General features: G+C 48.7%; 24 protein-coding genes. 11 read left to right on the top strand and 13 right to left on the bottom strand.

Annotation, left to right across the window (positions count from 1 at the left end; translation table 11 throughout):
* Positions 1 to 65: 65 nt before the first annotated feature.
* The 4 genes from glpQ to nfuA all read right to left on the bottom strand — a co-directional run bounded on the left by glpQ (position 66) and on the right by nfuA (position 6,039).
* On the bottom strand, positions 66 to 1,148 hold the full coding sequence (gene glpQ / locus ACWA50_RS02875) for a glycerophosphodiester phosphodiesterase (RefSeq protein WP_431053826.1): 1,083 nt from the start codon (positions 1,146 to 1,148) through the stop codon (positions 66 to 68).
* A 63-nt stretch (positions 1,149 to 1,211) separates the two neighbouring features.
* Positions 1,212 to 2,669 carry a glycerol-3-phosphate transporter gene (gene glpT, locus ACWA50_RS02870; RefSeq protein WP_431053825.1) on the bottom strand — a complete coding sequence of 486 codons (1,458 nt, stop codon included), beginning with the start codon at positions 2,667 to 2,669 and terminating at the stop codon, positions 1,212 to 1,214.
* A 246-nt stretch (positions 2,670 to 2,915) separates the two neighbouring features.
* A complete protein-coding gene (locus tag ACWA50_RS02865) occupies positions 2,916 to 5,237 on the bottom strand; it encodes a Tex family protein (RefSeq protein ID WP_431053824.1) in 2,322 nt (773 codons plus the stop codon).
* Between the two features lie 220 nt (positions 5,238 to 5,457).
* Positions 5,458 to 6,039: a Fe-S biogenesis protein NfuA gene (gene nfuA, locus ACWA50_RS02860; RefSeq protein ID WP_431053823.1), complete on the bottom strand. Its 582-nt coding sequence runs from the start codon at positions 6,037 to 6,039 to the stop codon at positions 5,458 to 5,460.
* 149 nt (positions 6,040 to 6,188) lie between these two features.
* On the opposite strand from nfuA, the gene ACWA50_RS02855 reads away from it, so the two are divergent.
* On the top strand, positions 6,189 to 6,548 hold the full coding sequence (locus tag ACWA50_RS02855) for a RidA family protein (protein ID WP_431053822.1): 360 nt from the start codon (positions 6,189 to 6,191) through the stop codon (positions 6,546 to 6,548).
* Here the strand turns inward: ACWA50_RS02855 and vapC are convergent, their stop codons facing one another.
* The 3 genes from vapC to ACWA50_RS02840 form a co-directional block, all read right to left on the bottom strand.
* Complete coding sequence (gene vapC / locus ACWA50_RS02850; protein WP_431053821.1) at positions 6,549 to 6,950, bottom strand: type II toxin-antitoxin system VapC family toxin; 402 nt, start codon at positions 6,948 to 6,950, stop codon at positions 6,549 to 6,551.
* The gene (locus tag ACWA50_RS02845) at positions 6,934 to 7,143 is read right to left on the bottom strand and encodes a type II toxin-antitoxin system VapB family antitoxin (protein ID WP_431053820.1); all 210 of its coding nucleotides are present in this window, start codon (positions 7,141 to 7,143) and stop codon (positions 6,934 to 6,936) included. The genes vapC and ACWA50_RS02845 overlap by 17 nt, the downstream gene beginning before the upstream one ends.
* 78 nt (positions 7,144 to 7,221) lie before the next feature.
* The gene (locus ACWA50_RS02840) at positions 7,222 to 7,932 is read right to left on the bottom strand and encodes a phosphoribosyltransferase family protein (protein WP_431053819.1); all 711 of its coding nucleotides are present in this window, start codon (positions 7,930 to 7,932) and stop codon (positions 7,222 to 7,224) included.
* Between the two features lie 144 nt (positions 7,933 to 8,076).
* On the opposite strand from ACWA50_RS02840, the gene ACWA50_RS02835 reads away from it, so the two are divergent.
* The 4 genes from ACWA50_RS02835 (at position 8,077) to ACWA50_RS02820 (ending at position 11,480) form a co-directional block, all read left to right on the top strand.
* Positions 8,077 to 8,883, top strand: coding sequence for a Cof-type HAD-IIB family hydrolase (locus tag ACWA50_RS02835; protein WP_431053818.1), 807 nt, complete (start codon positions 8,077 to 8,079; stop codon positions 8,881 to 8,883).
* Between the two features lie 182 nt (positions 8,884 to 9,065).
* A complete protein-coding gene (coaA, locus tag ACWA50_RS02830; protein WP_431053817.1) occupies positions 9,066 to 10,013 on the top strand; it encodes a type I pantothenate kinase in 948 nt (315 codons plus the stop codon).
* Positions 10,014 to 10,070: 57 nt separating this feature from the next.
* Entirely contained in the window at positions 10,071 to 10,700 is a 630-nt protein-coding gene (locus ACWA50_RS02825) for an ABC transporter ATP-binding protein (RefSeq protein ID WP_431053816.1), read from the top strand.
* Positions 10,701 to 10,703: 3 nt separating this feature from the next.
* On the top strand, positions 10,704 to 11,480 hold the full coding sequence (locus ACWA50_RS02820) for an ABC transporter permease (RefSeq protein WP_431053815.1): 777 nt from the start codon (positions 10,704 to 10,706) through the stop codon (positions 11,478 to 11,480).
* Between the two features lie 68 nt (positions 11,481 to 11,548).
* Here the strand turns inward: ACWA50_RS02820 and ACWA50_RS02815 are convergent, their stop codons facing one another.
* From ACWA50_RS02815 to ACWA50_RS02790, 6 genes are read right to left on the bottom strand one after another with little or no spacing between them, the layout of a single operon-like run.
* A complete protein-coding gene (locus ACWA50_RS02815; protein WP_431053814.1) occupies positions 11,549 to 12,136 on the bottom strand; it encodes a cytochrome c3 family protein in 588 nt (195 codons plus the stop codon).
* Between the two features lie 11 nt (positions 12,137 to 12,147).
* On the bottom strand, positions 12,148 to 12,597 hold the full coding sequence (locus tag ACWA50_RS02810) for a nitrate reductase cytochrome c-type subunit (protein ID WP_431053813.1): 450 nt from the start codon (positions 12,595 to 12,597) through the stop codon (positions 12,148 to 12,150).
* The gene (napH, locus tag ACWA50_RS02805) at positions 12,594 to 13,475 is read right to left on the bottom strand and encodes a quinol dehydrogenase ferredoxin subunit NapH (RefSeq protein WP_431053812.1); all 882 of its coding nucleotides are present in this window, start codon (positions 13,473 to 13,475) and stop codon (positions 12,594 to 12,596) included. The genes ACWA50_RS02810 and napH overlap by 4 nt, the downstream gene beginning before the upstream one ends.
* Positions 13,475 to 14,260: a ferredoxin-type protein NapG gene (gene napG, locus ACWA50_RS02800; protein WP_431053811.1), complete on the bottom strand. Its 786-nt coding sequence runs from the start codon at positions 14,258 to 14,260 to the stop codon at positions 13,475 to 13,477. The genes napH and napG overlap by 1 nt, the downstream gene beginning before the upstream one ends.
* A gap of 11 nt (positions 14,261 to 14,271) precedes the next feature.
* Positions 14,272 to 16,752 (bottom strand): nitrate reductase catalytic subunit NapA, encoded by a 2,481-nt coding sequence (gene napA / locus ACWA50_RS02795; RefSeq protein WP_431053810.1) that lies wholly within the window; start codon positions 16,750 to 16,752, stop codon positions 14,272 to 14,274.
* A gap of 18 nt (positions 16,753 to 16,770) precedes the next feature.
* Positions 16,771 to 17,058 (bottom strand): chaperone NapD, encoded by a 288-nt coding sequence (locus ACWA50_RS02790; RefSeq protein WP_431053809.1) that lies wholly within the window; start codon positions 17,056 to 17,058, stop codon positions 16,771 to 16,773.
* A gap of 282 nt (positions 17,059 to 17,340) precedes the next feature.
* Between ACWA50_RS02790 and ACWA50_RS02785 the strand changes: the two genes are divergently transcribed.
* The 6 genes from ACWA50_RS02785 (at position 17,341) to pepT (ending at position 25,784) form a co-directional block, all read left to right on the top strand.
* Entirely contained in the window at positions 17,341 to 17,802 is a 462-nt protein-coding gene (locus tag ACWA50_RS02785; RefSeq protein ID WP_431053808.1) for a DUF441 domain-containing protein, read from the top strand.
* 124 nt (positions 17,803 to 17,926) lie between these two features.
* Positions 17,927 to 18,496: a TetR/AcrR family transcriptional regulator gene (locus tag ACWA50_RS02780; RefSeq protein ID WP_431053807.1), complete on the top strand. Its 570-nt coding sequence runs from the start codon at positions 17,927 to 17,929 to the stop codon at positions 18,494 to 18,496.
* 35 nt (positions 18,497 to 18,531) lie between these two features.
* The gene (locus ACWA50_RS02775) at positions 18,532 to 19,725 is read left to right on the top strand and encodes an efflux RND transporter periplasmic adaptor subunit (RefSeq protein WP_431053806.1); all 1,194 of its coding nucleotides are present in this window, start codon (positions 18,532 to 18,534) and stop codon (positions 19,723 to 19,725) included.
* 33 nt (positions 19,726 to 19,758) lie between these two features.
* Entirely contained in the window at positions 19,759 to 22,863 is a 3,105-nt protein-coding gene (locus tag ACWA50_RS02770) for an efflux RND transporter permease subunit (RefSeq protein ID WP_431053805.1), read from the top strand.
* Positions 22,864 to 22,994: 131 nt separating this feature from the next.
* On the top strand, positions 22,995 to 24,551 hold the full coding sequence (locus ACWA50_RS02765) for an AbgT family transporter (RefSeq protein ID WP_431053804.1): 1,557 nt from the start codon (positions 22,995 to 22,997) through the stop codon (positions 24,549 to 24,551).
* A gap of 9 nt (positions 24,552 to 24,560) precedes the next feature.
* Complete coding sequence (gene pepT, locus ACWA50_RS02760; RefSeq protein WP_431053803.1) at positions 24,561 to 25,784, top strand: peptidase T; 1,224 nt, start codon at positions 24,561 to 24,563, stop codon at positions 25,782 to 25,784.
* Positions 25,785 to 25,847: the final 63 nt, after the last annotated feature.

The following is a 25,847-nucleotide window of genomic DNA, read 5'->3' as shown; positions in this document are numbered from 1 at the left end:
GGATAAGGGGATTTTTTTGTTTACGGAATCTCAAAGTGCGGTTGTTGAACCGCACTTGAGTGATGTTACTCTTTATCCTTGGCTAAGAATTTCACTGCCAGATCCGGGAAGTCGGTGAAGATCCCGGTGGCGCCGGCTTGATTCAGCAAGGCGTCAAACATTTGATCGATATTGCCGAAAAACGGCGGTAGCGCGTCTTTACGCACCGTGTAAGGGTGCAATTCTAATTTTTGTGCGGCGATTTCAGCAACCAGCGGCGTGTATTGAATGTTACCCGTAGTCGAGGCTTTATCATCGACCAGCATATACCAACCGGGGCCGACACCGTCGGCATATTTCGCCACTTCCGTCATTGCGCCGGGTTTAAACATCCAATCGTAGTCATAGTTAACCCATTTGCCGGCGGCATTTTTCTCTTCGGTTTCATGCCAATCGGTATAGGCAATCAGTTGCACCAGTTTGATATCCATGCCCAATTGCGGCAGTAGTTCGGTTTTAATCCGTTTTAATTCATTAAAGTCAAATGTTTGCAGATAGACCGCGGAATTTTTATCGGTGTAACCGTATTTTTTCAGCACTTTTAGGGTTTCCAAAGCAATATCTTTGCCTTCTTGGTGGTGCAGCCAAGGCGCTTTGATTTCAGGATAAATCCCGATTTTCTTGCCGCTGGATTTTTCCAATCCCTGAATAAATTCGATTTCATCTTCAAAGGTATGGATTTTGAAATTGGATTGCCAGAGTGGGAAACGGTCGGGATAGACCTGCACTTGTTTGCCGTTTTCCTCTTTGAAATTTTCCGTCATTTCTAAGCTTTGAATCTCTTTTAAGGTGAAATCCGCCACATAATAGCGTCCGTCTTTACGTGCGCGTTGCGGAAATTTTTTCGCCACATCGGTTAAACCGTCGAGAAAATGATCATGGATCACGACCAGACGATTATCTTTGGTCATGGCTAAATCTTGTTCCAGATAATCGGCTTTTTGTCCGAATGCCAAGGCTTTGGATTCCAGGGTATGTTCCGGCAGATAGCCGCTGGCGCCGCGGTGGGCGATAACCAGTTTATCGGTTTGTGATGTCGGGACATTGTTAACACAGCCCGCAAGTGCGGTTGAAGCAATGAGGGCGACAGCTAAATAGTTTAATTTCATTGTCTTTTCCTTTCTGCAGATAAAAAGAAAGACGAAACCGGGTTCGTCTTTCGTGGGAGTGAATTATTTGATTAAGCGATCTTCTTCGGCGATTCGGGCTTTGTGTTTGCCTTCTTCCACCATAGTGATCAACATTAACACGCAAGCCAACACGGCACCGCCGATCATAATGTAGAAACCGCCGTCCCAGCCGAATTTGTCAGCCGCCCAGCCGATCACCGCACTTGCCGCCACCGTACCGCCAAGATAGCCGAATAAACCGGTGAAGCCCGCTGAGGTGCCCGCCGCTTTTTTCGGTGCCAGCTCAAGGGCGTGCAAGCCGATTAACATCACCGGACCGTAAATCAGGAAGCCGATAATGGTCATCATGATAAAGTCGGTCAATTGATACGGATTTTGATACCAAGGCAAAGCAGCGTAGTGTGCCAACTCGGATTCCGGAGTTGCCGGATTGAGCCAGAACACGGTAACAGCGATTGTTACCATCACCATGAATACAAAACCGGTGAGTCCGCGTTTACCTTTGAATACTTTATCCGACATCCAACCGCACAACAGCGTGCCCGGAATCGCCGCAAATTCATAAATCGCATAGGCGGAGGCGGTCGCCTTAATATCGAAGTGTTTCACTTCGCCTAAGTAAACCGGCGACCATTTCAACACGCCATAGCGAATCAGATAGACGAATACGTTGGCAATCGCGATATACCATAACAAACGGTTTTTCAGCACGTAAGTGACGAAAATTTCTTTGGTGCTCAAATCATGTTCGTAGGTTTCTTCGTTATAGTCGTCCGGATAATCGTTTTTGTATTTTTCGATTGGCGGCAGACCGCAAGATTGCGGGGTGTCGCGCATGACGAAGTACAGAATAAATGCTGCAATTAATGACGCGATACCCGGGTAGTACAGTGCTTGCTGCCATACATGACCGAAAGTCACTTTTGCCACTTCAGGATGATTGGCGGCATACACCATACTGGCGATCCCGACCAGAATTGCCGGCACCATCCCGCCGAGGTTATGTGCGGTGTTCCAAATCGAAACAATAGTTCCGCGTTCGCTTTTTGACCACCAGTGCACCATGGTACGCCCGCTCGGCGGCCAGCCCATGCCTTGGAACCAACCGTTGATAAACAACAGCACGAACATAATCAAAATGCCGGAAGTCGCCCAAGGCACCAAGCCCATCAAGGTCATACACATCCCGGACAACGCCAAACCGAACGGCATAAACATTTTCGGATTTGAACGGTCGGAAATCGCCGCCATAAAGAATTTGGATAAGCCGTAAGCCAAACCGGGCGCAATCCCGATAATCCCCAGTTCGGTTTTGGTATAAAGCCCGGCTTCGATTAAGCCTTTTTGTGCTAAATCGAAATTACTACGGGTAAAATAATAGGCGGCATAACCAAAGAAAATGCCCATGAACACCTGCCAGCGCAAGCGGGTATAAGTCGGCTCAATTTTTTCTTGAGGTAATAACGGCTTATGTGCCGCCGGTTTAAAAAAACCTATCATAAAACACCTCTGTTTTAGTGTAATGGTAAAAGTAAGGATTGTGTGCAAAATACAGCAATTTGTATTTGGAAAAGAATAATAACAACTTTTTCATGGATTTCTATGTTCGAATGCGAAAATTGGGATCGTTATCACATTCATTTTAGACGATATTTTTTTAAGCTGTCATCAAACTGTAATAAAAAAGCACACATTGAAGGCAATGAGTGCTTTAACTAATTGAATTAATTATTTTTATTGATTCATTTATTTTTTCCAATTTTTCAACGCGTCGGCAAACGCATTGTTACCGATGTTTGTATTCGGACGTGATGGGCGGGCGCGGTTGTTCGGATTGGAACGCTCGCCGTTGGCGTTGCGTTTTTCGCCGCTGCCGACCGCACTTTTATCCTGCGGCTGTTCGTCTAAACGGCAACTGAGGGCGATACGTTTGCGGGCGACGTCCACGTCCATCACTTTCACTTTCACCACGTCACCGGTTTTCACCACTTCATGCGGATTTTGCACGAATTTGTCGGATAATGAGGAGATATGCACCAAACCGTCTTGATGGACGCCGATATCGACAAACGCGCCGAAGTTGGTGACGTTGGTGACCGTGCCTTCTAAAATCATGCCGACTTTGAGATCGGTGATTTGCTCCACGCCGTCCATAAAGGTGGCGGTTTTGAATTCACCGCGCGGGTCGCGCCCCGGTTTTTCCAATTCGCTTAAAATATCGCGCACCGTCGGCAAGCCGAAACGTGCGTCGGTAAATTCGGCGGCGTTTAATTGGCGCACCGCACTGGCGTTGCCCATTAAATCCCTGATGGTTTGCGAAGTGGCGCTGAGGATTTTTTCCACCACCGGATAGGCTTCAGGGTGCACGCTAGACGCATCGAGCGGATTTTTGCCGTGGTTGATACGCATAAAACCGGCGCATTGCTCGAAGGCTTTCGGCCCTAGGCGGCTGACTTTTTTCAGTTGTTCACGGCTGTCGAAACGTCCGTTTTCATCGCGGTATTTGACGATATTCTGCGCCAAGGTTGCGCTCATGCCCGCCACCCGCGCCAACAACGGCGCAGAGGCGGTGTTGAGATCCACCCCGACCGCGTTCACGCAGTCTTCCACGACCGCGTCCAATTTACGCGCCAGTTGGCTTTGATTGACATCGTGCTGATATTGCCCCACGCCAATCGCTTTCGGATCGATTTTCACCAATTCCGCCAAGGGATCTTGCAAGCGACGGGCAATCGACACCGCGCCGCGCAGCGAAACATCTAATTGCGGGAACTCTTGCGCCGCCAGTTCGGAGGCGGAATAGACCGACGCACCGGCTTCGCTCACCACCACTTTTTGCGCCTGCCAATCGTTCGATTTCGCTAAAATGTCCGCCACAAAACGTTCGGTTTCGCGCGAAGCCGTGCCGTTGCCGATCGCAATCAAACCGACGTTGTATTTTTTGCCCAATTGGTAAATGCTCACCATCGCTTTATCCATTTGTCCGGTGTGTGGATAAATGGTGTCGGTGGCGAGCAATTTACCGGTATTATCCACCACTGCGACTTTCACGCCGGTGCGCAAACCGGGATCAAGCCCCATGGTGTTTTTCGCGCCGGCAGGCGCAGCCATTAAAAGTGCGGTCAGGTTGCGCGCAAACACATCAATCGCTTCGCTTTCCGCCTGTTCGCGCAATGCCGCCATCAGCTCGGTTTCTAAATGCAATGAAATCTTAATCCGCCACGTCCAACTGATCACCTGCCGCCGCCAACTGTCGGCAGGCTGCTGATTGAAATCCGCGCCTAAATGTTGGCGGATAATCTCCTCGCAATGGCTTTGGCGCACGCTGTCATCTTGATCGGGATCGGCATTCAAACTCAGTTGCAAAATGCCCTCATTGCGTCCGCGCAACATCGCCAAGGCACGGTGCGACGGCACGCTTGCCAAACGCTCTTGATGGTCAAAATAATCCTGAAATTTCGCCCCTTCCGCTTGTTTGCCGTCGATCACTTTCGCTACCAATACCGCACTTTTCTGCAAATAGGCGCGCACTTTTGCCAATAATTCCGCATCTTCGGCAAAACGTTCCATTAGGATATAACGCGCGCCGTCCAGTGCCGCTTTGCTGTCGGCAACGCCGTTTTCGGCATTCAGATAAGCAAGTGCGGTTTGTTCCGGCACCTGTTGCGGATTTTGCCACAGGCTGTCGGCAAGCGGTTCTAACCCGGCTTCGATCGCAATTTGCCCTTTGGTGCGGCGTTTCGGTTTATACGGCAGATAGAGATCTTCCAGTTCGGTTTTGCTTTGGCAGCTTTCGATTTTGGCTTGTAGCTCGGTGCTGAGTTTGCCCTGATCGGCAATGGATTTCAGAATGGTTTGACGGCGCTCGTCCAGCTCGCGCAAGTAGAGCAAGCGGGTTTCAAAATGGCGCAGTTGGGTGTCGTCCAAACCGCCGGTCACCTCTTTACGGTAACGGGCGATAAACGGAATGGTGTTGCCTTCGTCCACCAGACCGATGGCGGCTAAAATTTGTTTGGCTTGTACATTGAGTTCTTGCGCAATGGTTTGGCTGATTTGTTGGTTTTGCATAGTGGATCTCTTGGGTAAAAATACAAAAGAGCTCAAATTGCAGATAAAGATGAAATGTAAAAGTAGGGGCGGATTATATCTCCGCCCGAACCGCACTTTGCATTTACCTTTTATTGGTTAATTGTTTATATCGTACTTCGTAAACGGGCGGATATTTAATCCGCCCTTACTTTGTTTCATAAACTACCTTTGCCAATCATTTGAGCGTAGTAGCGGTAATCTAATAGTAAGAATGTTCGCCGTGTTGGTGTTCGGTCACATCACGCACGCCGTTTAACTCGCCGGCGAATTGTTCCAACAGTTGTTTTTCGATACCGTCTTTCAGGGTGACATCCACCATCGAACAGCCGTTGCAGCCGCCGCCGAATTGCAACACCACATAACCGTCGTCGGTCAGCTCGATTAAGGTAATGCGCCCGCCGTGGCTCGCCAGTTGCGGATTGATTTGGGTTTGAATCACATAATCCACGCGCTCGATTAACGGTGCGTCGTCCGCCACTTTCTTCATTTTGGCGTTCGGCGCTTTCAGCGTCAGTTGCGAACCCATGTCATCGGTAACAAAATCCAGTTCGGCGGCTTCCAAAAACGGATAACTCACTTCATCAACAAAAGCGGAGAAACTGTTGTATTTCAGTTCGGTATCCGTGGCTTCAACCGCATTCGGTGGACAATAAGAAACACCGCACTCGGCGTTCGGCGTCCCCGGATTCACCACAAAAATACGAATATTTGTGCCTTCTTCTTGTTGTTCCAACAACTTGGCAAAATGCGCCTGTGCGCTATCAGAAATTTGAATATACATAAGTTACCTTAACAGTTGAGGGTAATATCCGACCTATCTTGTCGGAATTTAGTTAGCGAAATAATACGCCTTAATCGCTTTTTTTTCCAGTTTTTCTGTCAGTGTGCTGTGCTAAGATAGCCGCCACGGTTTAGAACAAGGAGTAAAACATGACAATCCGCTATTTCGGGCAAACCCCGCGTTTTTCGGAAGCCACCGTCGCCAACGGCTTTATTTTTCTTGCCGGGATGGTGCCGGAAAACAGCGATGTGGATATTTATCAACAAACCCGCGATGTGTTGGCGCAAATCGACGGCTGGCTGGCAAAGTGCGGTTCGGGTAAAAACCATCTGCTCGAAGCCACGATTTTCCTTACCGATATGGCGGATTACGACGGCATGAACCGTGCTTGGGACGAATGGGTGAACCCGCAACACAGCCCTGCACGCGCCTGCGTTGAAGCAAAATTGGCAAAAGCCGACTGGAAAGTAGAAATTAAACTGTCGGCGCTGCAGGCTGATCGCCCTTAGCTATTTGGCTTGATATGCCGCTTGTAACCCTAAATAGGAAACAAAAGGCAGAAAATCGCGATCACGAAACAACAACGGAATCCGTCGGCGAATACAAAAACCGGCGATCATCACATCATTACGTTTGCGAATGATAATGCCTTGCCGGCGCAAAGTGCGGTAATCTTGTGCATAACGTTGTGCATTATCAACGCCTAAAATCTCAAAGCACGGCAAGGCGGCAAGTGCGGTCTTGGCTTGGCGATACTCTTTCTCAAGCCGAAAGCCTTGCAGAATTTCCATTAAAATGACATCGGTCAATGCCACTTGTCCGTTTTGTAGCACATCGTCCAACTGATCCGTTTGCGGATTGATCACCCCATTGAAATAATCAATCCATACGCCGCTATCCGCGATAATCATCTTGCATGCTCCGCATTTCGGCAAGATCACCTTCCCAGTGCAACGCACCGCGTAACTCACGGATTTTTTGTTGTCGTTTCTGCTGCACCAGCAACTGCAAACCGGCTTCCACCGCTTCACGTTTACTGCGTAACCCCGATAGCAATAAGGCTTCATTCATTAAATGATCGTTAATCACAATATTGGTACGCATATTTCCCTCCATTAATTTTGCTGTGCGGGTTTTGATGTGTATGCTTTATTTAAATTATACACATAAATTATGATTGCGCTAGGTACGACATAAACACCACACCTGAATTTGTGTGATACCGCACTTTTGCAGCAGTCGGCAGAGCTCCGCCATGGTTGCGCCGGTGGTGATCACATCATCGACAATCGCCACCGAGCGGTAACGGATTTCACTGATTTTCGGGTTTAAGGCAAAGGCTTTTTTCAGATTGTTGCGCCGCTGTTTGCTGTCTAATCCGCGTTGCGGCGGCGTGTGGCGCAACCGTCGTAATAATTGGCTATCACACGGAATGTTTAACCAATGGGAAAGCTGTTGCGCCAGCAGTTCCGCTTGATTGTAACCGCGCTGCCAATGGCGTAGTGCGTGTAACGGCACAGGCAAAATCACTTCCGGCAAGGCTAACCCATGCGTGCGCCGCGCCTGCCATATCGCCAGCAACAGCAAACGCGCCAACATACGGTCAAGCTGAAACTGGCGCTGGAATTTAAACCGATGAACCAACGATGACAACGGCGCTTGAAAATGGCTGACCGTGACCAAACGCTGCCACGGTGGCGGATCGGTCAGGCATTTGCCGCAATGCGGCGTATCAAACGCCAATTCCGCGCCGCAACTGCCGCAATAGCGGAAACGCGTGATCTCGCGATTGCAACGGTTGCAAATGCCGTGCTTTGCTAAAGCGAGGGTAGACCGGCACAAAATACAGCTTGCGCCGAGCCAATTGTCTCCGAATAGATTTGTTATTCGCATTTTGGTTGTGAATCAGTGTTAGATTGAGATCAAAAAATAGCGGAAAAGTGCGGTTTGCGCCATTCAGTAGCGCGATTTTTACGATCAGGATTCCAAAAATCTTTTATACTTAGCGCACTTTTCTATCTGAATCCGGGAGTTTTTATGTTAGATCCGCAACAGGTCAAAATCGTGTTTTTTGATATTGATGAAACCCTGTATATGAAACATCAACGATACTTGCCGTCGTCGGTGGCAACCGCACTGGTCAAATTGCAACAAAACGGCATTACTGCGGCAATTGCCACCGGGCGCTCGTTGTGCTCAATGCCGCACGAGGTCAATCAATTGGTGAAGCGCCTGCCGATTGAGTTGTTAGTGACAATTAACGGGCAATACAACAGTTATCGCGGGCAGCCGTTGCAGACTTATCCGTTGGCATTGGCGGATATTGAACGCATTGTGGCGTTTTTCAAACAACATGGGATTGATTATGCGTTTGTCTCCGAACGTGATGTGGCGGTAAACCGTGTTACCGCGGAAATCGCCAATGCAATGGATCCGATCACCCAAAACTATATTGTTGATACCGACTATTATTTGAAACACCCGGTGTATCAAATGTTGCCGTTTTATACCCAAGCGCAGGATCAACTGATCGCCGATTCCGGTATTTTGCAGCAGCATTTGCGAGTGGTGCGTTGGCATGATTATTCGGTCGATCTGTTTGCCGCCGAAGGCTCAAAAGCGCGCGGAATTAAGACGGTATTGCGGCATTTCGGGCTAACCGCAGAAAATGCGGTGGCGTTCGGCGACGGGCTGAATGATCTGGAAATGCTGCGCGAAGTCGGGTTTGGCGTAGCGATGGGCAATGCCCACCCCGAACTGAAAGCCGTTGCCGATTATGTGACTGCGGATATTGCCGATGATGGTTTATATCAGGGATTACTGGATTTAGGTTTAATTGATTAATCCGGGCAAAGTGCGGTTTGCGGACCGCACTTTCGGCAGGATTGCGCAAAATTTAAACGTTCTGGCCGCTTTTCGCCAATCTCGCCGATTATTTGTTAAATCAGGATTGCGTCATGCGGTTAATCGGTGCAATATAACGCCCATTGTCAATTGCGCCAACGGGCGAGGAAAGAAGTCACGCAATGGGGTCAGTACAGAAAAAATTTACGCCGTTTTTAGAGTTTAACCGCGAACAGTGGGCGGCGTTGCGTAAATCTGCGCCACTGACCTTAACCCAGCAAGATCTAGAGCCGTTACTTGGTTTTAATGAAGAGCTTTCCTTAGAAGAAGTCAGCACCATCTATTTGCCGCTGACCCGTCTGGTCAACTATTACATCGAAGAAAATCTGCGTCGCCAAACGGTGTTGCACCGCTTCTTAGGGGTTGAAACACCGAAAGTACCGTATATCATCAGTATTGCCGGCAGCGTGGCGGTCGGCAAAAGCACCTCGGCGCGGATTTTGCAGTCGCTACTCAGCCACTGGCCAAAGAAACGTACAGTGGATTTGATTACCACCGACGGTTTTCTCTATCCGTTGGCGAAGTTGCAGCAAGACAATCTGTTGCAGAAAAAAGGCTTTCCGGTTTCTTATGACACGCAGCGTTTGATCCGCTTTATTTCGGATATTAAATCCGGCAAACGTAATGTGAAAGCGCCAATTTATTCGCATTTAACCTATGATATTGTGCCGAATCAGTACAATGTGATCGATCAACCGGATATTTTGATTCTGGAAGGGCTGAATGTGTTACAAACCAGTGCCAATCACGGACGCAAGCCGGATCGACTGTTCGTGTCGGATTTTGTCGATTTTTCGATTTTTGTCGACGCCAAAGAATCGCTGTTGAAAAACTGGTACACCAAGCGTTTTCTCACTTTCCGCCAAGGGGCGTTCAGTGATCCGAATTCTTATTTTCATCATTATTCTTCTTTGTCCGAGCAAGAAGCGGTTGCCACCGCACAGCATATTTGGGAGACGATTAACGGATTGAATTTAAAACAAAATATCCTGCCGAGTAGTGAGCGAGCCAATCTGATTTTGGTCAAGGGCGCGAATCATGCGATCGAATGCGTGAAATTGAGGAAGTAGGAAACCGCACTTTTATTGGTTATACTGATGTTCTCTGTTTCTATTCGGTGAGCGTTTATGACCCCATTTCTTGAATTACAAGGTGTTACCTTTCAGGCACAGCAATTGCTGCGTTATCCCGACTCTCAAATAGCAGCTAACCAAGTCACGTTTTTGCAAGGCCCGAGCGGCAGTGGCAAAAGTACCTTATTGCGTTTGATTAATGCCATTGAATCGCCGAGCAGTGGCACGATTCGCTATCAAGGGCAAGATATTGCGCAGCTCGACAGTGTGCAATTACGCCGCGAACTGTTATTGGTGAATCAACGTTTGTTTTTGTTTGCGCAGTCGATTCGGCAAAATTTCCAACTGTTCTACGATTATTTAGACAAATCCCCGCCGGAAGACGCGCAAATCAAAACCTTTTTGCAGCTTTGTTGTGCGGATTTCGCCTTAGAGACCTCGTGTAATGTGTTGTCCGGCGGCGAGCAGCAACGGGTGTTTCTTGCCTTGGCCTTGAGTTTACAACCGAAATTATTGATGTTGGACGAACCCACGTCCGCATTGGATGAAGCCTTGGCGGAACAGGTGCTCGGCGATATTCTGGCTTATTGCCGCAAACAGGGGATTACGGTGCTGGCGATCAGTCATGATCAGCAGTTGGTGCAGCGCCATGCCGATCAAATTATTCCGATTAGCAAGGATTAAGTGATGAATGATGTGAGTATGAATTTACTGAATTTCAGTTTGGTCTATTTATTACTGCTGGTGGTGTTGTATGTGATGAAGAAGAATCATATTCGGCAGTCCAAGTTGTTGTTAATCGCCAGTGTGCGCATGACGTTACAACTCATTATTGCCGGTTGGGTGTTGACCTATATCTTTGGTCACCCAAGTCCGATTTTCACCATGTTATATGTGGCGGCAATGGTGATTTTTGCCATTCATCGGGTGTTATCCAAAAATCCGAATTTGAACCGGCAATTTAAGCAGTCGATTGCGTTGGCAATGACGTTTTCCGGTTTAAGTATTATCGCTTTTTTTGTGGTAGTGGTGACGAATCAGCAACTGTTTAATCCGCAATATGTGATTCCGCTCGGCGGCATGATTATGGGCAATGCCATGACGGCGCTGAATTTGGGGATTAAGACCTTTCGTGAAAGTCTGCAATCCGAACGGGATAAGATTAACACCCTGTTAAATTTCGGAGTTACCCCGGAAAAAATTCTGTTGCCATATGTCAATCAGGCGGTCGAAACCGCACTTTTACCCACCTTGAATTCGATGTTGGGCATGGGCATTATCGCTTTGCCGGGCATGATGACCGGGCAGATTCTTTCCGGCACGCTGCCAAGCACGGCGGTGTTATACCAAATTGCGATTATGATTGCGATCTGTACCGCCGTCAGTTTATCTCTGTTTGCCGCGCTCTATTTCGGCCACCGCACGTTGTATAATCAACGTAATCAAATTCATCTGCCGCAATAATCTTTTGCAAGTAAAAACCCCAAACAGCGTGTTTGGGGTTTGGTTTGTATCTAGCCCATGATTTCGGCTTAATAAGCGGTTGCGTCCTTGACTTCGCGCATATCCGGCAATTGGTGGGCAATCCCTTTGTGACAGTCGATACAGGTGTTGCCGTCTTGAATCGCTTTGCTGTGCATTTTTGCCGCTACGGTTTTTTGTTGGCTGAAATCCATATTGTCGAAGTTGTGGCAGTTGCGGCACTCTTGCGAATCGTTGGCCTTCATCCGTTCCCACTCGCGTTCAGCCATATGTAAGCGACGGGAATTGAATTTCTCAATCGTGTCGGTGTAGCCCATCACGTGCGCATACACTTCACGGCTGGCTTGCAATTTACGAATCATTTTCGGCACGAATTCATGCGGCACATGGCAATCCGGACAAGTCGCTTTCACGCCGCTGCGGTTTTGGTAGTGCGCGGTGTGCAGATATTCCGGATAAACATCATTGCTGTGACAGCTGACGCAAAATTCTTCGGTGTTGGTTTGTTCCATGCCGTAATTGAAACCGACCCACGAGATAATGCCGGCAATAAACGCCACTACTAACAGGGTGCCGACTGCGATTTTACTTGGCGAGCGGAACCATTGCCAAAAGCGTTTGATCAGATTTTTTATCATATGTCCGCTCCTTATTTATCGCCGTAACCCGGTAATGGCTTAAATTCGTTCTCGATAATCGGCGCAACATCGGATTGCGAAATATGGCACTGAACACAGAAATAGCGGCGGGGCGACACTTCGCCACTGACGACGCCGTCACGGCTGGCGAAGTGAGTCGGGCTGATACGGGTTGCGCCGGTCACACGCGAAGCTTGTACGCTGTGGCAATTCAAACATTGGTTGATATTTTTAGTCACTTGATAATTTTTAGTGCTATGCGGCACCATAGGCGGTTGGTTGACGTAACTCAACGCCGCTAACTCGCTCTCTTTCGGTTGATTATGGAATGCCGGTGCCGTATTTTCCGGGGATGTGGCGAGATCTTTCCCTACCGGATAGACATCCTGTGCCAAGGCGGAACCGCACAGTCCACTTAACAATAAACCTGCCAATGCTAATACTTTAGTCTTTTTAATCATCGCTCACTCCTCGCATGATCAAATCTTGTGGTAAATTTAAAAACAGATTCAGGGCAGACATCAATACAACGTCCGCAACTGATACAATCTTTGGATAACACTAATAAATTTTGTTGTTTGCCCTCGTCTTTACTGCCGAAGAGCGGATTTCTTAATACTTGCGGTTCCGGACAAATGTTAAAGCAGTCCATGCAGCGATCACAGCGTTCGCGATCAATCACTTTAACCCGAATAACACCTTTGGCACCGATCACACCGTATGCCGCGCCAATCGGACAGAGGTGTCCGCACCAACCGTGTTCGACGATGAGTAAGTCAAACAGGAACAGTGCCAACAATAGCCAAACGGTTGCGCCGAAGCCATAAATCAAGGCGCGTCCCAGCGCGGCAACCGGGTTGATCCATTCCCACAACAACATGCCGCTGGCGGCACTGCCGATTAAAATCATCACTAAAATGCCGTAACGCAAAGAGCGATCCGGCTTGGCACTTTGGCGGATATTGAGTTTACGTCTTAACCAAGCGGCGCTGTCGGTCACCACATTTAGCGGGCAACACCAACCGCAAAAGACTTTACTGCCTAATACGGCATAAACCGCAATCACAATCAACCCACCCAAAAGTGCGGTCAACTGCGGCCAATATCCCGTTACCAAACTTTCCGCCATAATCAGCGGATCGGTTAAGGGAATCGTATCCAACAACATACTGCTGCTGTAGTTACCGTTTAAGATCCAAATCCCGAACCACGGACCGGACAAAAACATTGCCAAAATGCTCAGTTGCGACAAACGGCGCCAAAATAAAAAGCGGTTTGCTCGCCACCAGCCCCGTTTTTCGCGGGCTTCACGTCCTGCCAGATTAATCGCATTTGCCATTACGGATTCTCCGGTAATACGTTTTGTGGCAAGCCGTTTTCAGGCAGACGAGTCGGCAGCCTAATCATTTCGTCAGGCAATAATGAATGACCGACCTTCTCTTTCTCTTCCCAACCCAAGCGGTAATGCTGACCTAACATGCCTTTCGCCAAAGAGATCGGTAATACTTTAATCGCCGCTTCTTCCAAAACACAGGCTTGCTCACACTTGCCGCAGCCTGTGCAGGCATCGGAATGTACCGTCGGAATAAATTTGGCATGACGGTCACTGCGCTCATTGTGCTGCATTTCCAAGGTGATCGCTTTGTTAATCAGCGGACATACCCGATAACAGACATCGCAACGCAAGCCTTGCCAATTCAGACAAGTTTCATGATCAAGCAGTACCGACAATCCCATTCTGGAATCATCGATATTATCTTGGCTCGAATCCAACGCGCCGCTCGGACAGGCTTTGGCGCAAGGAATATCCTCACACATTTCACACGGTTTATCGCGTGCAATAAAGTAAGGCGTTCCGGCTTCCAACGGTGACAACAGCGAGGCAAGATGTAACATATCATACGGACAGGCTTGTACACATTGCCCGCAGCGGATACAAGCGGCAGCAAAATCTTTCTCATTTTCCAGTGCAAAAGGCGGTCGCAGTGCCACGCCTTCGCGTGCCAAGCTTTGCTGCTGTTGCAAACCCAGTAATAATCCGATAGCGGCCAGACCACCCGCGGTACGGGTGGTATCTTTTAAAAAGCGCCGGCGGTTCGGATTAAGTACGGGTTTACGGATCATGTTTCGACCTATTAGGCTTTAACCACTTTAACCGCACATTTTTTGAAGTCGGTTTCTTTGGAAATCGGATCGGTTGCATCTAAGGTCAACGCGTTTGCCAACTGCCCGACATCAAAGAACGTAGTATAAACTAAGCCGCGCGGCACTTTATTCCGCCCGCGGGTATCCAAGAACGACACCATTTCCCCGCGACGGGACACGACTTTAACTTTGTCGCCGTGACGCATACCGCGTGCTTGCGCATCCAACGGGTGCATATACACCAAGTTGTTCGGGAAAGAGCGGTGCAGTTCGGGCACGCGGCGAGTCATACTGCCGGTATGCCAGTGTTCCAGTACACGGCCGGTGGATAACCACAAGTCGTACTCTTGATCCGGGACTTCCGCAGGCGGTTCGTACGGTACGGCAAGAATAACCGCGCGTCCATCCGGTTGACCGTAGAAATTCACGCCCTCACCGGCTTTAACATACGGATCGTAACCTTCGCGGTAGCGCCATAAGGTTTCTTTGTTTTCCACCACCGGCCAGCGTAAGCCGCGCGCCTTGTGATAGACATCGAAATCCGCCAAGTCATGCGCATGACCGCGACCAAATGCCGCATATTCTTCAAACAAGCCTTTTTGCAAGTAGTAACCGAAATGACGGGATTCATCATTCAGCACGCTGTCGTCCCAGTCACTGATCGGGAATTTATCCACTTGTCCGTTGGTAAACAGGATTTCATATAACGTTTTACCACGATATTCCGGCATTTGCGCCAACAGCTCTTCTTCCCACACTTCTTCCACTTTGAAGTATTTGGCAAATTCTACCAATTGCCACAAGTCAGAACGGGAATCCCCGGTTTTCGGCACTTGTTGACGCCAGAATTGGGTGCGGCGCTCGGCGTTACCGTAAGCGCCTTCTTTTTCCACCCACATTGAGGTCGGTAGAATCAAGTCGGCAGACAGGGCGCTGGCGGTCGGATACGGGTCAGAAACAATGATGAAGTTTTCCGGATCACGCCAGCCCGGCAGACGATCTTCATTGATATTTGGGCCGGCTTGCATATTGTTGTTACACATTACCCACAACACGTTCATTTTACGGTCTTTTAGGGCGCGGTCTTGTGCAACCGCATGGTAACCGACTTTGTCGGAAATCGTGCCTTTCGGTAATTTCCATGCTTTTTCACAGATGTCACGGTGTTTCTCGTTAGTCACCACCATGTCGGCAGGCAAGCGGTGGGCAAAGGTGCCCACTTCACGCGCCGTACCACAAGCAGACGGTTGACCGGTCAAAGAGAACGGTCCGCAACCCGGCAGCGAGATTTTTCCGGTCAATAAATGCACGTTGTACATTAAATGGTTAACCCACACACCACGGGTGTGTTGGTTGAAGCCCATGGTCCAGAAAGAGACGATTTTCTTGTTCGGATCGGCATACAGTTTTGCCAAAGCTTCCAATTGATCTTTCGGCACGCCACTGATTTCATGCGCTTTTTCCAAGGTATATTCTGCAACCAGTTCTTTCAGCTCTTCGAAATTACTGTCATACATTTTACCACTGCCGGCGTTTTGCGCTTTTTGCTCCAGTGGATTCTCAGGACGCAGACCATAACCGATATCGGTCTCGCCTTTTTTGAATTTGGTGTGTTTATTGACGAAATCCCAATTGATGGCGTCATTTTGAATCAAATAGTTGATGATATAGTTCAGGATTGCCAGATCGCTTTGCGGCGTAAAGACTAAGCCGTAGTCCGCCAACTCAAAAGAGCGGTGTTCAAAGGTTGAGAGCACGAATACTTGGCTGTCTTGTTTGGTGAGACGGCGATCGGTGATCCGCGACCACAAAATCGGGTGCATTTCCGCCATATTCGAACCCCATAACACAAATGCATCGGCATGTTCGATATCATCGTAGCAACCCATCGGTTCATCAATTCCGAAAGTGCGCAAAAAGGCGACTGCTGCCGACGCCATGCAGTGGCGGGCATTCGGATCCACGTTGTTAGAGCGCAAACCGGCTTTAAACAATTTGTTCAGCGCATAACCTTCCCAAATCGTGGATTGACCGGAGGTGAAACAACCGACCGCATTGCGTCCGTTTTTGGCAATCGCGGCTTTAAATTTCTCTGCCATGGTGCTGAACGCCATGTCCCAACTGACCGGCGCAAATTCACCGTGTTTGTCATATTGACCGTTGGTCATACGCAACATTGGCTGGGTCAGGCGGTCTTTACCGTACATGATTTTCGGCAGGAAGTAGCCCTTGATACAGTTCAAACCGCGATTCACTTCGGAATCCGGGTCGCCTTGCGAAGCAACCACGCGTCCGTTTTGCGTGCCGACCAGTACGCTACAGCCGGTGCCGCAGAAGCGACAAACCGCTTTATCCCATTTTATTGAATTATCCGCAGCAGCAACATTGACCACCGGAATGCTCAACCCGGCAGCCATGGTTGCCGCAGTTGCGGCGTTGGCTTTCATAAATTCACGACGACTTAGATTCATCTGTTCCCCCACGATTGATTAATCTTGAGCTTGTTGGTGATACACCAAAGAAAGAGCCAACACACCGGAAATATTGCGTGCCGCCTCCATACGTTCTAATAAAACGCCCTGGTTGTGTGACTCCATGACCACCACCAGTTTGCCTGCATTTTCATCAACTGCACTGACATCGGTATATTCCAGCTGTTGTAACGCATTTTTCACAGTACTCATATCTTGCGGACGGCACTGTACGACAACACCGCAAACGTGCCATTCATTTGCATTTTCGCAGGCGGACGCCTCGTTGGTTACAACAGTATTCATTTTCAATTCCCGAAAATTGTAGCTTTTACGGCATTCGGATAAGACGTAAAGCAATTGACATAAATTCAACGTTAAGATTATCCATGCTTTCTGTATAGCCTTAATGCCTCTAAAGAGGTATTTTCATGCTTAATTCAGGAATTGTTGACTTATATCAAGTTACATTCGGCAAAATTATAGTTATATTGTTTTTTATATAACGGATTTGGGCAGAATATAGCACTTGCTTTTTCCCTAACTCATCAGTAGATTTAGTTTATCTTCCACCCAACTTAAAATCTTATGTCTTTCTTCCATTTTAATGCCGCCGCCGCGATGTTGGTTTTTCTGATTATTCTCGGTTATTTCAGCCATAATAATTCAATCATTATTTCTGCCGCCGTACTGTTGGTTATGCAGCAAACCCCGCTAGAACAGTATATTCCATGGTTGGAAAAATACGGGTTATATCTCGGCATTACCATTCTGACTATCGGTGTGCTCAGTCCGTTGGTGTCAGGCAAAATCAAGTTGGAGAATCTCGGCGGCTTACTATTGAATTGGAAAATGATTTTGGCGATTGTGGTCGGGATTTTTGTTGCTTGGCTCGGCGGACGCGGCGTCAGTTTGATGACATCGCAACCGTCGATTATCACCGGCTTGTTAATCGGCACCATTGTCGGCGTCGCTTTTTTTAAAGGCGTGCCGGTCGGTCCGTTGATTGCGGCGGGAATGCTGTCGTTGATTCTGAATCGTTTAGGATGATGTCTACCGCACTTTCGGTTTGACGGGACGGTTTAAAAAACGCCGGCTCTCAATTTTTATTTCTTGAACTGCGTCACAAAAATCACTAGAATGAACGTTCATTCATTTTAGGGGCTTTTGTTTAATGCGACATTCTGAAATTGGGACGGCACAGCAAATTTTGTTGGCGACGGAAATGTTAATGGCCGAGCAAGGGTTGCACGCGCTATCCATGCAAAAGATTGCCAAGGCTGCGGGCATTTCGGTCGGTACGATTTATATTTATTTCAAAAATAAAGATGAATTATTAAGAGAATTGGCCAAATACCTGTTTGCCCGCGTCGATGAGCTGTTGGCTAAAAATCTCGATCCGCAAGCGCCGCTTTTCGATCAATACCGCCAAATGTGGTGGAACTTCTGGAATTTTTTTAATCAGAACCCTCAAATTTTAAAGAATTTTTATCAATATACTACGCTTCCCGGCTTTAATGAACAGGTTAAACGCTATCGCGAAGGGCATGGCTATTGGAATAATTTTGTCAAACTGGGGCAAAAGCAACGGATTGTAAGTCATTTACCGACGGATGTGCTGTTTGCCCTCGGTTTAGAGAGTGCCTTCAAGTTGGCGTTTCGGCAAACGCATTACGCCGAAGTGTATTCTGATGATGTATTGGAAGCCGTCATTAACAAAACATGGCAATCTATTTGCAACTAATTTTATTCTCTTCTTAATCACTTACGGAGTTTTTTATGTCAGACGTTCAAAATAACAAACCGAAGAAATCACGTGCTTTCGTGATGAAATTGGTACTTTTGCTTGTTATTCTGGCTTTTGCTGCCGTTATCGGCTTACAAATGATGAAATCGCGCGGGATGGCGGCGTATTTTGCCAATATGCCGGAACCGATCAATCCGGTCACGGTCACCACTCTGCAAACCCAACAATGGACTCCGGCAATTGAAGCCACCGGGATTATCCGTCCGAATCAAGGGGCAATGCTGAGTTCACAAGCGGCGGGAACGGTGAAAACGATTTTTGTCGAAGCCGGGCAACAGGTGAAAAAAGGCGATTTGTTGATTGAACTGGATTCCGATGTAGAAAAAGCCAATTTAGCGGCTTATCAGGCGCAATTGACTTCGGTGCAGGCAAATTACCAACGCTATGTCACCTTGTTCCGCAGCAAGAGTGTTTCGCAAAGCGATTTGGACAATGCCGAATCGAGCTATAAAGCCTTGGTTGCCAACATTGAATCGGCGAAAGCGACGATTGCCCGCCGTCAGATTTACGCCCCGTTTGATGGTATTGCCGGGATTGTGCAAGTGAATGTCGGCGAATACGTTACCAATGGTCAGGCGATGGTGCGGGTGGAAGACATCAGCACCGCCAAAATTGATTTTTCTATCGGACAAAACAATCTGGAAAACCTGTTTATCGGGCAAAAAGTGACCGCAGTAGTGGATGCCTTTGCCGGAGAGACTTTTGCCGCCAAGATTTCGGCAATCGAACCGGCGATTACCTCTACCAGCGGCTTGATTGACTTGCAAGCGACGGTGGAAGACAGCCGTGACAAACTGTTATCCGGAATGTTTGCCCGGGTGCGCGTCGCCTTGACGACCGAGTATGATCAGTTGGTGTTGCCGCAAGTGGCGATAGCTTACAATATGTACGGCGAAAGTGTGTATCGTTTAACCGCACTTTCCGATGAAGATAAAGAAAAATATGCCGGCAATAAAAATTTGGACAAAATGTACCGGGCGTATTTGGTCACGGTCAAAACCTTGGATCGCAGCGGCATTTATTCCCATCTGGAAAAAGGGCCGTTACAGTTCGGCGATATTATCGTGACCGGCGGTCAACAACGTTTGAGTAACGGCAGTTTGGTGGTGGTTTCCGATAAAGCGGGAATCGGCACGACCCAACCGGCAGAAACACCGAAACTTTAAGCGGCAAGATAGGAAACTACATAGGAAAACACAATGCGTTTTACAGATATTTTTATTCGCCGTCCGGTCTTGGCTGCCGCAATCAGCATTCTGATTGTGATTCTGGGGTTACAGGCGGTTTCCAAGCTGACGGTACGCGAATATCCCAAAATGACCACCACGGTGATCAATGTCAGCACCACCTATGCCGGTGCCGACGCCAGCCTGATTCAGGCATTCGTGACCTCGCAATTGGAAGAGGCGATTGCGCAGGCGGATAATATTGATTATATGTCGTCCTCCAGCAGCCAAAGCTCTTCCAATATTACGGTGAAGATGAAGCTGAATACCGATCCGAACGGCGCGTTGGCGGATGTGTTGGCGAAAGTGAACTCGGTGCGTTCCGCTTTGCCGAGTGATATTGATGATCCGACGATTACCTCGTCCACCGGCGGCTCGGGCATGATGTATGTCAGTTTCACTTCGGAACAGTTAGATTCAAGTCAGGTCACCGACTATATCCAACGAGTGGTGAAACCGCAGTTTTTTACCGTGCCCGGCGTGGCAAAAGTGGATGTCTTCGGCGGCACGCAATATGCCATGCGGATTTGGCTCGATCCGGAAAAAATGGCGGTTCTCGGTTTATCTGCGCCGACGGTAATGAGCGCGCTTTCCAGTAATAACGTGCAAACGGCGGCAGGTAACACCAACGGTTGGTATACCGTCGTGAAAAATAAAGTGAATACCACGACGACGGATATCCAACAGTTAAAAAATCTGGTGATCCGCGCCGACGGCGATAAGTTAGTGCATTTGGGGGATATTGCCACGGTAGAACTGGATAAAGAGCGTGATAGCGCGCGCGCGGTTGCCAATGGCGAAAATGCGGTGGTGTTGTCTATCGAACCCGCCTCTAGCGCCAACCCATTGACAGTAATAGAAAATATTTATCCATTATTAGAAACCATTGAAAAAAACCTGCCGCCGAGTATCCAATCGAAAGTGCTGTATGACCGCACGATTGCGATTAACAGCTCGATTGATGAAGTGGTGAAAACCATTCTGGAAGCAACGTTGATCGTACTGGTGGTGATCACCATGTTCCTCGGTTCTTTCCGCGCGATGATCGTGCCGGTGGTGACCATTCCGATTTCACTGATCGGGGTCATCATGCTGTTGCAGGCATTTGATTTCTCGATCAACCTGATGACCTTGCTGGCAATGATTCTTGCCATCGGCTTGGTGGTAGATGACGCCATCGTGGTGTTGGAAAATGTTGACCGACATATCAAACTGGGAGAAACCCCTTTCCGAGCGGCGATTATCGGAACGCGTGAAATTGCCGTGCCGGTTATTTCGATGACAATCGCTTTGTGTGCGGTGTACTCGCCGATGGCGTTAATGGACGGGATCACCGGAACCCTGTTTAAAGAATTCGCCTTGACCCTTGCCGGAGCCGTGTTGATCTCCGGAGTGATCGCGTTGACCTTATCACCGATGATGTGCGCGCATTTGTTGAAAGCCCATGCCGACCCGAGTAAATTGGAGCAATGCGTTGAAGGCTTCCTGCATAAGCTGACCGAAAGCTACCGCACTTTGCTTGCGCTGACCATGGCAAACCGTTTCTGGGTGCTGGGTTTCGCGGCGATTATTTTTGCGACGTTACCGGTGTTGTTCGGTTCATTATCCAGTGAATTGACGCCGAACGAAGATAAAGGCGCATTATTGGCGATCGGCACCACTTCCGCCAATAAGAATCTGGATTATGTACAGGATTCGATGGCAGCGTATGAAACCCTGCTGAAAGAGACCCCGGAAATTCAATTCTCGCAAGTGATTTCCGGCGTGCCGAGTTCGAATAACGCCTTGGCAATCGCCACCTTGATCGATTGGAACGAGCGCACGCGTAGTCAGGCGGAAATTATGGCGGATTTGAATAACCGTGCCAAAAACATCCCTGAAATTTCGGTCACCGGTTTCCCATTCCCGGAAATCGACACCGGCGAGCAGGGCATGCCGGTTTCTTTCGTGATCACCACCCCGAACAGCTATGAAGATTTGGTGTTGATCGCCCAATCGGTGTGGGAAGCGGCGCAACAGTCAGGGCAATTTATTTTCAGCAATCTGGATTTAAGTTTTGATACCGCCGAAATGAACATGCGTATTGATATGGATAAAGCCAATTCTTATGGCATTACCATGAGCCAAATCAGTACCACACTCGGCAGTTTCTTGTCCGGTGCGACCATTACCCGGGTTGATATCGAAGGGCGGGCTTACCGGATTATTTCCGGGGTGGAACGTAAAAAACGCCTCAATCCGGAGTCGATGAACAACTATTTCTTAACCGCACATGACGGACGTTCGGTGCCGCTAAACAGCTTGGTCAGTTTGGAATTAAAAACCCAGCCGCTAACCCTGCCGCGTTTTAACCAGCTGAATTCCGCCGTTATCAGCGGTGTACCGACCGGTTCGCTGGGCGATGCCGTCAACTGGTTCCAAACCACGGCGGCAGAGATGTTGCCGCACGGTTATACCTATGATTTCCGCGGGGAATCGCGCCAATTGGTACAAGAAGGCAGCTCGCTCGGCACCACTTTCGGCTTGGCGGTGATTATCATCTTCTTGGTGTTGGCGATTCAATTCGAATCGGTGCGTGACCCGTTGGTGATCATGGTGTCTGTGCCGTTGGCAATCAGTGGCGCGTTGTTGGCGCTGAATTTACTCAGCTTCTTAGGCACGGTGGGAACCACCTTGAATATCTATTCCGAAGTCGGATTGATTACGCTGGTCGGCTTGATCACCAAACACGGGATTTTGATGTGTGAGGTGGCGAAAGAAGAGCAGTTATTGCACGGCAAAAACCGAATCGAGGCGATTTCCGAAGCGGCACGTATTCGTTTGCGTCCGATTCTGATGACCACCGCCGCGATGATCGCCGGTTTGATTCCGTTGTTGTATGCCTCCGGTGCAGGCGCGGTGTCGCGTTTCAGTATCGGGGTGGTGATTATTTCCGGTCTTGCGGTCGGAACACTGTTCACCTTGTTTGTATTGCCGGTGATTTATACCTTTATCGCCAGTCAACATAAACCGCTGCCGGAATTTGACGAAAACCAACCGGTTATCGAAGATCACGGACAATTGGATCAACAACATTAATACGTGATCTGGAAAAGGAGCTGCAATTGCGGCTCCTTTTTTGTTGGTTTGAAGAATTGCGCTTGACTAAATCGATCCGCCTGCTACAAATAGTATTGTCTGATTTAACCAATAAAATAGGGGAAATTATTATGCCGCAAACAAGCAAGACGACGGACAGCGCAATAAAACGGGATTGGCTGCAAAAAATCGAATATATCGGCAACAAACTGCCGGATATAACCATGCTGTTTATCTATGCTTTGGTTATTTGCTGGTTGTTGTCTTGGGGGTTGTCTTACTTGGATTTCGATTATATCAATCCGGTGACCAAACAACCGCTGGTTATCGTCAATCTGTTCCAACCGACGGAAATTCTGGCTTTCTTTACGGCGCTCACTAAAAATTTCGTCAATTTCCCGCCGCTGGGGATTACGATTGTGGCGACCATCGGGATCGGGATCGCCGAAGCGAGCGGTTTTATCAATGTCGGCTTAAGCCGTGCCTTAAATATCATTCCGCAAAAAATCGTGACGCCGGCGGTGATTACGGTGGCTGTGTTCGCCCATATCGTAGCGGATTCGGCGTATGTGATTTTAATGCCGGTCGCGGCATTGGTGTTTTATTCGGTCGGTAAACACCCGTTGTCCGGTATTGCCGCCTCGTTTGCCGGATTAGCCGGTGGCTTTTCCGCCAGTTTTACCCCGTCGATTATCGATCCGATTATGCAGAGCTTTACCCAAAATGCGGCGCGGATTATCGATCCGACCTATGAAGTGAATATCTTAGCCAACTATTTTTTAAGTTTCGGCAGCACCTTTTTTGTGATCGGCGTTTGTTGGTACATCACCGATAACATTATCGATCCCCGTTTGAAAAGAACGATGCCGCTGGATAACGATTTAGACAATCGGCACACCGAAATTCAACCGCCGTCGCCGTTGGATCTGAAAGCGTTCCGCTGGGCAAGTGCGGTTTTTGTGTTGCTTGCGGCCGGTCTGTTCTTTGCCGCCGCACCGCAGGATTCGTTGCTGCGTTCGCCTGAAGGTTCGCTGACCAGCCCGAGCGCCCCGATTATGCAGATGATCGTGCCGTTGTTATTGCTGTTTTTTGCCGTGCCGTCGCTGATTCACGGCGTGATCGCCAAAACCTTCAGCGACACGCGCACCGTCACCAAATCGATGGAAAAAATCACCTATACGCTGGTGCCGTTTATCGTCTTTTCCTTTTTTTGCGCACAGTTTCTCTACTCTTTCAACCGTTCGGGGATCGGCACGTTAATCGCCTTGTCGGGGGCGGAATTTTTGAAGTCGCTGCAAATGCCGTCGGCAATTACGATTTTCGGCGTATTACTCCTGACCGCACTTTTAAATATCATCATCACCTCCGCCACCTCGAAATGGGCGATTTTATCTTCGATTCTGGTGCCGATGTTAATGTCGGTCAATATCTCGCCTGAATTGACGCAGGCGGCTTTCCGTATCAGTGATTCGGTGGTCAACGTGTCAACGCCGATGTTTGCTTTTTATCCGTTGTTAATTTCATATTGCCAACGTTATTGTAAAAATACCGGGGTCGGCACGCTGTGTTCGATGATGATTCCTTATACCATCGGTTTATTTATCGTCTTGACACTGGTGCTGTATCTCTACTGGTGGCTGGGCATTCCGCTCGGCTTTGACAGTGGCTACAGCTACCCGAAAGCATAGGAGGAAAGTATGCAACAGCAATTAGTCGAACGTTTTTTCCGTTATTTGGCGATCAGCAGCCAAAGCAATGCCGCCGTTGCCGGCGTGCCCAGTTCGGACGGGCAGTGGCAAATGGCGCAATTACTCGCCGAAGAGCTGAAACAGCTCGGTTTAAGCAAGGTGGAAATCGATCAACACGCTAACGTGACCGCACTTTTGCCCGGCAGCGTGCCGAATGCCACGCCTATCGGTTTTGTGGCGCATATGGACACCGTTGATGTGGCGCTTTCGCCGGCGATCTCGCCGCAAATCCGTGTCTTCGACGGCGCAGACATTCTGTTAAACGAACAGCACAACATTTGGCTGAAAGTCGCGGAACACCCTGAAATTCAAGCCTATTTGGGGCAAGAGATTATTTTCAGCGACGGCACCAGCGTGCTGGGCGCGGATAATAAAGCGGCGATCGCCAACATTATGACCGCACTTTCGCTTATTCGGCAACGGAATATCGCCACCGGCGATATTTATATAGCCTTTGTGCCTGACGAGGAAATCGGCTTGCGCGGTGCGAAATTACTGGATTTAAGCCGCTTTAAACCGGATTTCGCCTACACGATTGATTGCTGTGAATTGGGCGAAGTGGTGTATGAAAACTTCAATGCCGCCGCGGCTAAGATTGTGATTAACGGTATCAGCGCTCACCCGATGTCCGCCAAAGGGGTGATGGTCAACCCGATTTTGGTCGCCCATGATTTAATCAGTCAATTTGACCGCCAACAAACGCCGGAATGCACCGAACAGAAAGAGGGGTATTGGTGGTTTAATCAATTTGAAGCCAATCAAAGCCGCGCCGAGTTACAAATCGCGATCCGGGATTTTGATCAACGCGCGTTTGAACGACGCAAGGCGTTTATTACGCAAGCGGTGGAAAAGACAAAACGGCAATATCCGCAAATTACGATCGCGTGCACGATCAACGATATTTACGGCAATATCGCCAACACCTTAAGCGACGATCGGCGCTCGATCGATTTGTTATTCAGCGCCATGCAGCAGCTCGGCATTGCCGCCAAAGTCACCCCAATGCGCGGCGGCACCGACGGCGCAGCCTTATCGGTCAAAGGCATAACCACCCCGAACTATTTTACCGGCGCGCATAATTTCCATTCCAAATTCGAATTTCTACCGCTGCCGTCGTTTGTCAAATCCTGCGAATTGACCTTGCAGCTGATCAAACAGGCGGCGGGCGGATAAGCCGCCGCTAAAAGTGCGGTCGCAAAACGGAATAACGGCGCGGATTATTCCGTTTTCTTTTGT

It is taken from the genome of Testudinibacter sp. P17/SS/0325 (assembly GCF_053570765.1).
The sequence above is the reverse complement of the archived record's forward strand: the minus strand, read 5'-3'. Positions and strand labels throughout refer to the sequence as shown.

What these genes read in the sequence shown, in the direction of transcription:
- glpQ (WP_431053826.1), bottom strand. Translation starts at nt 1,148, where the DNA reads ATGAAATTAAACTATTTAGCTGTCGCCCTCATTGCTTCAACCGCACTT.
- glpT (WP_431053825.1), bottom strand. Translation starts at nt 2,669, where the DNA reads ATGATAGGTTTTTTTAAACCGGCGGCACATAAGCCGTTATTACCTCAA.
- ACWA50_RS02865 (WP_431053824.1), bottom strand. Translation starts at nt 5,237, where the DNA reads ATGCAAAACCAACAAATCAGCCAAACCATTGCGCAAGAACTCAATGTA.
- nfuA (WP_431053823.1), bottom strand. Translation starts at nt 6,039, where the DNA reads ATGTATATTCAAATTTCTGATAGCGCACAGGCGCATTTTGCCAAGTTG.
- ACWA50_RS02855 (WP_431053822.1), top strand. Translation starts at nt 6,189, where the DNA reads ATGACAATCCGCTATTTCGGGCAAACCCCGCGTTTTTCGGAAGCCACC.
- vapC (WP_431053821.1), bottom strand. Translation starts at nt 6,950, where the DNA reads ATGATTATCGCGGATAGCGGCGTATGGATTGATTATTTCAATGGGGTG.
- ACWA50_RS02845 (WP_431053820.1), bottom strand. Translation starts at nt 7,143, where the DNA reads ATGCGTACCAATATTGTGATTAACGATCATTTAATGAATGAAGCCTTA.
- ACWA50_RS02840 (WP_431053819.1), bottom strand. Translation starts at nt 7,932, where the DNA reads ATGCGAATAACAAATCTATTCGGAGACAATTGGCTCGGCGCAAGCTGT.
- ACWA50_RS02835 (WP_431053818.1), top strand. Translation starts at nt 8,077, where the DNA reads ATGTTAGATCCGCAACAGGTCAAAATCGTGTTTTTTGATATTGATGAA.
- coaA (WP_431053817.1), top strand. Translation starts at nt 9,066, where the DNA reads ATGGGGTCAGTACAGAAAAAATTTACGCCGTTTTTAGAGTTTAACCGC.
- ACWA50_RS02825 (WP_431053816.1), top strand. Translation starts at nt 10,071, where the DNA reads ATGACCCCATTTCTTGAATTACAAGGTGTTACCTTTCAGGCACAGCAA.
- ACWA50_RS02820 (WP_431053815.1), top strand. Translation starts at nt 10,704, where the DNA reads ATGAATGATGTGAGTATGAATTTACTGAATTTCAGTTTGGTCTATTTA.
- ACWA50_RS02815 (WP_431053814.1), bottom strand. Translation starts at nt 12,136, where the DNA reads ATGATAAAAAATCTGATCAAACGCTTTTGGCAATGGTTCCGCTCGCCA.
- ACWA50_RS02810 (WP_431053813.1), bottom strand. Translation starts at nt 12,597, where the DNA reads ATGATTAAAAAGACTAAAGTATTAGCATTGGCAGGTTTATTGTTAAGT.
- napH (WP_431053812.1), bottom strand. Translation starts at nt 13,475, where the DNA reads ATGGCAAATGCGATTAATCTGGCAGGACGTGAAGCCCGCGAAAAACGG.
- napG (WP_431053811.1), bottom strand. Translation starts at nt 14,260, where the DNA reads ATGATCCGTAAACCCGTACTTAATCCGAACCGCCGGCGCTTTTTAAAA.
- napA (WP_431053810.1), bottom strand. Translation starts at nt 16,752, where the DNA reads ATGAATCTAAGTCGTCGTGAATTTATGAAAGCCAACGCCGCAACTGCG.
- ACWA50_RS02790 (WP_431053809.1), bottom strand. Translation starts at nt 17,058, where the DNA reads ATGAATACTGTTGTAACCAACGAGGCGTCCGCCTGCGAAAATGCAAAT.
- ACWA50_RS02785 (WP_431053808.1), top strand. Translation starts at nt 17,341, where the DNA reads ATGTCTTTCTTCCATTTTAATGCCGCCGCCGCGATGTTGGTTTTTCTG.
- ACWA50_RS02780 (WP_431053807.1), top strand. Translation starts at nt 17,927, where the DNA reads ATGCGACATTCTGAAATTGGGACGGCACAGCAAATTTTGTTGGCGACG.
- ACWA50_RS02775 (WP_431053806.1), top strand. Translation starts at nt 18,532, where the DNA reads ATGTCAGACGTTCAAAATAACAAACCGAAGAAATCACGTGCTTTCGTG.
- ACWA50_RS02770 (WP_431053805.1), top strand. Translation starts at nt 19,759, where the DNA reads ATGCGTTTTACAGATATTTTTATTCGCCGTCCGGTCTTGGCTGCCGCA.
- ACWA50_RS02765 (WP_431053804.1), top strand. Translation starts at nt 22,995, where the DNA reads ATGCCGCAAACAAGCAAGACGACGGACAGCGCAATAAAACGGGATTGG.
- pepT (WP_431053803.1), top strand. Translation starts at nt 24,561, where the DNA reads ATGCAACAGCAATTAGTCGAACGTTTTTTCCGTTATTTGGCGATCAGC.